The organism is Proteus faecis (assembly GCF_030286765.1).
Taxonomy (GTDB): Bacteria; Pseudomonadota; Gammaproteobacteria; order Enterobacterales; family Enterobacteriaceae; genus Proteus; species Proteus faecis.
The window spans coordinates 1-7,388 of sequence record NZ_JASVWV010000033.1; the positions used below are offsets into that span (position 1 = coordinate 1).

Below are 7,388 nucleotides of genomic sequence, written 5' to 3' on the forward strand. Positions count from 1 at the left end.
TGATGGGGCTTTCATTATTCCGTTCACGCCGGAAAGCGCAGGCGGTTTCTGCTGAAAAAACGGCTGACAAAACCGTACACCGCAGTACACCGGCAGAGAATGCCGGTTTAGCCCGTGAGCCGCTTTCCCGTCCGGGAAAAATGACCCGGGCAGATGAGCAGAAGATTTACCACGCGAATCCGTCTTTTATTGATTACCTGCCCTGGGTGGAATTTCTGGATGAGGAGCAGTGCCTGCTGCTCGATGACGGGGTGTCGGTCGGGGCGGTGTATGCCGTTGAGCCGGCGCCGACGGAAGGGCGCTCCGGTGACCGTCTGCTGGAAATCCGGGATGCGGTGGAGGATGCGCTTCAGGACAGTCTGGATGAGCATGATGACAACCCGTGGGTGGTGCAGTTTTTTTGTCAGGATGAGGATGATGTGAGCGTCACGCTGGCGACATTACGGGACTATATCCTGCCGGCGGCCCGGGGCACGGCGTTTACCGAAGCCTGGCTGGCCGAAATGGCACGTCATTTGCGGGGGATCGCCCGCCCGGAAGGGCTGTTTAAGGACACGGAGGTGACCGGACAACCCTGGCGCGGACAGCAGCGCCGGACCCGGATGGTGGTTTACCGCCGGCTGGGGAACAGCTATGCCGATCCGATGCCGCCGGTGGCGATGCTCAATCAGATGTGTGACCGGCTGGTCAGCAGTCTGGGCAGTGCCGGGGTGCACTGTATCCGCCAGGACGGGAGGCAGGTGCATCAGTGGTTGCTGCGTCATTTCAACCCGGCTCCGGACTGGGTGGACAGAGAGACACTGTACCGGGAAGGGGCGTACTGGCCGGCGGCGGAGGAAATGCCGGGCACCCTGCCGGTGCTGAAGGATTTTGCGGAAACGCTGTGGTTTACCCCGCCCCGGTCGGATGTGGAAAACGGGGTGTGGTGGTTTGATAACCTGGCGCACGGCGTGGTGAACATCGAAAAACTGCGTAAAGCCCCGGGGCCGGGGCACCTGACAGGGGAGCAGAAGCGCGGTGACAAAAATATCAATGCGCTGATGGACCTGTTTCCGGAAGGGACGATGTTGTCGATGACCATCGTCACACAGCCCCAGGATACGCTGGAGCAGGAATTTACCCGGCTGGGGAAAAACTCGGTGGGGGAAAACACCGACTCGCAGCGTACCCGCCGGGATGTGGAAACCGCCAGAAGTTTACTGGGGCACCGCCATAAGCTCTACCGGGCGTCCTTGTCATTGCTGCTACGTGCCGGTTCGGTGGGGGAACTGAACAAAAAGCGTGTGGATCTCACCGCCACGCTGCTGAATGCCGGTCTGGAGCCGGTGAAACCGGAATACGATGTGGCGCCGCTGAACGGGTATCTGCGTGCCCTGCCGATGTGTTTTGATCCGCAGACAGATAAAAAACACTGGTATACCCGCCTGACCTGGGTACAGCACCTGGCCGGATTACTGCCGGTGACCGGGCGCACCACCGGCACCGGGCATCCCGGCTGGAGCTTCTTTAACCGGGGCGGCGGGGTGCTGACCTTTGATCCGCAGAATAAACAGGATCGTACCCAGAATGCTCATCTGTTGTTATTCGGTCCCACCGGAGCCGGCAAATCCGCCACGTTATGTGCACAGTTATCGCAGCTGATGGCGGTCCGCCGTCCGCGTCTGTTTATTGCGGAGGCCGGAAACTCTTTCGGTTTACTGGCGGATTATTACGCCAGTCTGGGCCTGAGTGTCAATAAGGTCAGTGTCAAACCCGGCAGCGGGGTGCGTCTTCCGCTGTTTGCGGATGCGCATCAGCTGCTGACGTTGGATGAACAGCGTCTGGCACTGAATGCGGATGAGCTGCCCGAGACGGACAGCGAATCTGAGGATGATGAGCAGCGTGACATCCTGGGGGAAATGGAAATCTCCGCCCGCATGATGATCACCGGCGGGGATGTGCGGGAAGAAGCGGAGCTGAAGCGGGCTGACCGGGCGATGATCCGCCGGGCGCTGATGGCGGGGGCCAGAGCGTCTTATGCGGCGGGCCGGCAGATGCTGCCGGCGGATTTGCAGGAGGCATTGTATGCCCTGTCACGGGGGGAAGGCGAAGAGGAAGGGCGGGCATTAAATCCGCAGCGCCGGGCGAAAGCGGCTGAAATGGCGGAATCCCTGGGGATGTTTACCGAACCGGGCAGTTTTGAGCATGAGCTGTTTAATCAGCCAGGGGAACTGTGGCCGGAGGCGGATGTGACCCTGATTGATTTGGGGCATCTGGCCCGGGAAGGGTATGAGGCCCAGATGGCGCTGACGATGGTGAGTCTTATCAACTCCATTAACAACATTGCCGAGCGGGATCAGTACCTGGCGCGGGACATTAATTTTGTGGTGGATGAGGCACATATCGTGACGGTCAATCCGCTGTTGTCCCCCTATGTGACCAAAGTGGTGAAAATGTGGCGGAAACTGGGGGCCTGGCTGTGGCTGGCGACCCAGAACCTGGATGACTACCCGGACTGTGCCGAGAAAATGCTCAATATGGCGGAGTGGTGGGTGTGTCTGACGATGCCACAGAAGGAAGTGGAGGCGATTGCCCGCTTTAAGACGCTCAGTGAAGAGCAGAAACAGGTGCTGCTGTCGGCAGCCAAACTCTCCGGCTGTTACACGGAAGGTGTGGTGCTGGCCCGGAAAGTGGAGGCGCTGTTCCGGGTGGTGCAGCCGAGTCTGTACCTGGCACTGGGGATGACGGAAAAAGAGGAGAAGCAACAACGTCGGGTGCTGATGGAGCAATACGGATGCAGTGAGCTGGAAGCAGCATTCCGGGTGGCGGATGAGCTTGACCGGAAACGGGGATTACCGCCCCGGGAGCCGGGATGATGAAACGGGTGGAGCAGGGAGTGGGTAAGCCGTGTTGCAGCACGGCTTACCCGGCCGCTTCATTGTGTATGTTAAAAAGAGGAAACATGACGTCATGAAAACGACGGGAATTAAAGTAACGCTTTTGGCGCTGGCTGTCAGTTATTCCTGCGCTTTGCAGGCTAAAAATGTGTCGCTGGGTGACACTGCCGTGGCCACCGGACAGCAGAGTACGGCAGTGGGGCAGGGCAGTATGGCGCTGGGGAATAATATGACGGCGGAACAGGCACAGACGGCGATGAAAGCCCAGAATGTCCTGTTGCAGAACCGGGCGCAGGCGCATGAGCAGTACACGCAGACACAGGCCCTGTTTGACAGTAAATCACTGGCGAACAGCAATATTCTGGAGCGTCAGGAAGCAATGAAACCGTTGTTGCAGCAACAGGAGACCTTAGCGGGTCAGCGTACCGCGCAACAGCAGCAGGTGACACAGGCACAGCAGGCCGCTGACCGGATGGCACAGATTTATGAACGCAATCTGGGGGCGGTTTCACAGATTGTGGATGCAGATTTTGTGGAGTTGTGGCAGCAGGGGCAGGCTGACCGTCTGGCTCAGGAAGTGAAAAAAAGGGTTGAGCAGGATACGTCGGTCAATAATGACACGCAGTTTTATGTCAGTTATGTCAATGCCTATATTGAAGCGAAAACCCGAAGTGCCCTGGTTAATGAAACCATCAAAGAAAAAACCGGCTCCCAGATTACGACCAATTATCAGGGCGTGGCCCTGTCCCCGGTACTGAGTGCCGGCCACAGTGACAAAGCGATGCTGTGGTCGGATGCGGTCACGGATAATGACCAGAAGCAGCTGTTATCCCGTTTACACCTGAATACCGCGGCCCTGAAGGGTATTGCCGGTTATCAGGAAGAGCTGGCCAAAATCGCCCTGATCACCTCTGCGGACGGGAAAAAGAATCTGTATCAGGCTTATCAGAAAAATGCCCGGCAGCAGATTGAGCAGGGGTTAACCGGGGTGACAGAGGCCGGGAAGCAGATCCTGTCAGAGCTGTATCTCGATAACATCGATGAAGGCACCTTTAATCAGATGGTCAGCGGTATTTTCACCCGCTATGAGAATCAGCTGAACTACCTGATCCAGCTGGATAAGGTCAACAGTTTATCGCCGGACAGCCCGGATTATGCCGAAGAATTACAGCAGCTGCTGGTACTGGAAAGCAGTCCCCGGGATAACACCGTCGGGCTGAACACCAACCCGGAGGCGCTGAAACAGAAAGTGGAACAGTACCTTCAGGACAATGCGCTCAGTCACACACAGGCCATGTCGTCACAGGCCACACAGCTGAAACAGCAGTTATCGGCGGAAAAAGCGGTGGCTGATCAGGCCCTGAAGCAGGCGGAAACACAACTTTCCCGGCTGGAAAACGATCTCGCCGATCTGGATACAAAGTTGTCTGATTTGCGTCCGACGCAATCCGAGCTGGAAAACATCCGGGATCTGGAGAAGGTGAAAGCCGAACTGGCGCAGAAACAGGCGGAATATCAGACGGCGGACAAAGCGCTGAATGAGGCGCAGAGTACGCTGACGCAGGGACAGCGTGCGGTGGCTGTCGGGGATAACAGCCTGGCGCTGGGCGAGAAATCCGTGGCACTGGGTGTGGATGCCCGGGCGCTGGCGAAAAACAGTGTGGCACTGGGCGATGGCAGCCTGGCCGACCGGGATAACAGCGTGTCCGTCGGCCGTGCAGGGCAGGAACGTTTTCTGACGCATGTGGCCGCCGGCATTGCAAAGACCGATGCGGTCAATAAAGGGCAGCTGGATGAGGAGCGGGATGCGCGTATTGCCGGCGATAAGCAGACGCTGAAGGATGCTATGAACTACACCGATGTGAGCATTCAGTACAGTGAGGCGAAAACAAACAAGCGGATTACGGAAGAGCAGCAGGCCCGTATTGAGGGGGATGAACAGACGCTGGCGGCAGCAAACCGCTATACCGACGAAACGTTCGGGCGGGCGACCCACACGGTGCTGGACAATGCCCGGCAGTATACCGATCAGCGTTTCAGACAACTCGACAATAAAATTAATCAGGTGGAAAAACGGGCCAATGCGGGGATTGCCGGAGTGACGGCGATTTCCTCCATTCCGTATGTGAACAGTGAACGTTTTTCGTTCGGGATGGCGCTGGGGCATTACCGTGATGCGCAGGCGATTGCTTCCGGGGTGCAGTATAAACCCACCGCGAATACGAATGTGCGCCTGAATGTGTCATGGAATAACGGCGGCGATACCAATATCGGTGCCGGGTTTGCCGTGGGCTGGTAGCAGGGAGAAAACCCGCCGGTGACCGGCGGGTTTTGAGGCTCTTTTCTTCTCTCACCGTTCGTTTGTGAGGACTGACCGAATGAAAAAACGATTTTTATCCCTTTCCGGATTGCTGATGCTGTCGCTGTCATGTCTGCCGTTCACTGCCGGGGCGGCAGTGGTGCTGTATACCACGCAGGATGACGCTCTGCCGCAGACGGATATCCCGTTTGAGGTGGTGTATCTGGATGCGCCTGAGCGTCTGCTGGATGAGGCCCTGCTTCAGCCGGGTACGGAACTGAATGAAGCGGATGCCCCGCAAATCACCGCCCTGTTACAAAGTCCGGCCTGGCAGGCCAGAGAGACGGCGTTACGGCAGGCTTATCAGGGCGTGGTTCAGGCCTGGCAACTGGGTGTGGTCCGTCTGCCGGCGGTGGTGGTGGATGCGCAGTGGGTGGTTTACGGCACCACCGATATTGAACAGGCTGTGACGCAGATACAGCAGTACCGGGAACAGCAGGATACCGGAGGTGCATCATGAGACAGCAATCAGGTCGTACCTTCCTTTCCCGCCGGCGGCGTCGCCTGACGGGGGCACTGTTACTGGGTTGTTCACTGGTGCCGGTGGCGGAAGCCAGCCTGAGTACGGCCACTCTGGTGGCCTCTGCGGCGTCACCGTCGTGCATCAGCTGGCGTATCAGCGGAATTTGCTACTGGCTGAAGTGCGGCTGGGGCGGCTGCCGGATCCAGACTTCTGTCCGGGTGTCGCATTTTATTCCGCAGGTGGTGGTCTCGGCCTACCATGCCCCGGGCGAAAACCCGTGGCAGGAAATGTCACTGGTCAGCGGGGCGTCCGGCGGGATTGAAAATGCCGTGACCGGCGTGCTGAGCGGCGTGTCAGCCGGGGGCGGAAACAGTGAGCAGAAGTTTGAGGCAAAACGTAAAACCGCCCTGCACTTTTTTTATGCGGATGCCATCGGTCATCCGGCCACCACCCTTATCGGCGGCAGTATCCCGGGGTATTCCTGTGACAGTGCGGCCACACCGCTGTTTCCTTATTACCTGAGCACGCTCGACAGTGTGCCGTGGCGGCTCGGTGTGCCGGAAATGGCGTATCCGGAAGCCCTGATCCCCGGGAAACGGGAAATCGGGGCACAGAGCCGGGGCAATATGTGGGGAAATCTTTATCCGCGCAGCGGTTTTGTCACCCAGCAGGACGGGGATAAAGCGGCAGCGGTGGTTGCGCAGCGCGTGGCAGACATTATCACCCGTACCGGTCAGGTGCATACCTATGTGCCCCTGAAAGGAAACCGCCGGGATGGCTACTGGCCGCCGGAGGCAGTGACGGAGAATACCGGGACAAAAAACCATAAATGGCAGCGCCTGTCGCCGGGGCTGAAAAACAGCTGTGCGGTGTTTCCGGATGAGAGCGGCCCGCAGGCGCAGGACGGCAATTATGCCTGGGCACTGTGGCAGCCGTACAGCTGCTGTAAGCGCATGGGGCAAAAATTTCTGTACAGCACAACGTTTTAAGCAGGGATTTTAAGATGATGAAAGCAAAACGACACACTTTTTTTCCGCCGGTGCTGACACTGATGGTGTTATGCAGCGTACCGGCATTCTCTGCCCGGGCAGCGCTGGATTTTTCCGCCGGCGCAAATGATATCGGTTACGGCGCGAATGTCTCCGGCGCCGTCTCCGACAAACTGTACTACAACCTGGGGGGCGGCACGGTGTTATCCCAGCCACCGGGGCGCAGTAATCTGCAACGTCTGGGGATGAGCATGGGCTGGAACAGTGATCTGATGTGCGGCAATTTTGATATCAAAACCACCGTGGGCAACCAGCTGAACGGGGTGACGGCCGGCTTTAAGAATCTGATGAGCGAGGTGATCCAGAACGCCACCGGGGCGGTGGCCAGTCTGCCGGCGATGGCTATCCAGCGGGCGAATCCCGGTCTGTATGAAATGCTGACCAACGGGGTGTTGCAGGCCAATGTGGCTTTTGATAAGGCGCAGCTGAACTGTCAGAACATGGCTAAACGGATGATGGACTTTTCAGAGAATAATCAGTGGACCCAGGCGGCAATACTTGAAGAGGCCGGGAACATTATCAACAGCGGGGATGGTGATGCGGTCGGGACGATGAATCAGGTGGAAAAAAAGCCGGACGGTAAGGCCGGCGTGCCGTGGATAGGAGGGGAGAAACGGGGCGGTGCGGGTCAGAAAGCCATT

General features: G+C 58.1%; 4 protein-coding genes and 1 pseudogene. All 5 read left to right on the top strand.

Going from position 1 to position 7,388, the window contains the following annotated elements; genetic code table 11:
• Positions 1–2 precede the first annotated feature (2 nt).
• A complete protein-coding gene (locus QSH13_RS18115) occupies positions 3–2,855 on the top strand; it encodes a conjugative transfer ATPase (protein WP_113355647.1) in 2,853 nt (950 codons plus the stop codon).
• Between the two features lie 94 nt (positions 2,856–2,949).
• Positions 2,950–5,175 (top strand): trimeric autotransporter adhesin TaaP, encoded by a 2,226-nt coding sequence (gene taaP / locus QSH13_RS18120; RefSeq protein WP_286047528.1) that lies wholly within the window; start codon positions 2,950–2,952, stop codon positions 5,173–5,175.
• Between the two features lie 79 nt (positions 5,176–5,254).
• The gene (locus QSH13_RS18125; RefSeq protein WP_286039446.1) at positions 5,255–5,695 is read left to right on the top strand and encodes a TIGR03757 family integrating conjugative element protein; all 441 of its coding nucleotides are present in this window, start codon (positions 5,255–5,257) and stop codon (positions 5,693–5,695) included.
• Entirely contained in the window at positions 5,692–6,687 is a 996-nt protein-coding gene (locus QSH13_RS18130) for a TIGR03756 family integrating conjugative element protein (RefSeq protein ID WP_286047505.1), read from the top strand. The genes QSH13_RS18125 and QSH13_RS18130 overlap by 4 nt, the downstream gene beginning before the upstream one ends.
• A gap of 14 nt (positions 6,688–6,701) precedes the next feature.
• A pseudogene (locus tag QSH13_RS18135) lies at positions 6,702–7,388 on the top strand (integrating conjugative element protein); the annotation flags it as partial.

What these genes read in the sequence shown, in the direction of transcription:
- taaP (WP_286047528.1), top strand. Translation starts at nt 2,950, where the DNA reads ATGAAAACGACGGGAATTAAAGTAACGCTTTTGGCGCTGGCTGTCAGT.
- QSH13_RS18130 (WP_286047505.1), top strand. Translation starts at nt 5,692, where the DNA reads ATGAGACAGCAATCAGGTCGTACCTTCCTTTCCCGCCGGCGGCGTCGC.
- QSH13_RS18125 (WP_286039446.1), top strand. Translation starts at nt 5,255, where the DNA reads ATGAAAAAACGATTTTTATCCCTTTCCGGATTGCTGATGCTGTCGCTG.
- QSH13_RS18115 (WP_113355647.1), top strand. Translation starts at nt 3, where the DNA reads ATGGGGCTTTCATTATTCCGTTCACGCCGGAAAGCGCAGGCGGTTTCT.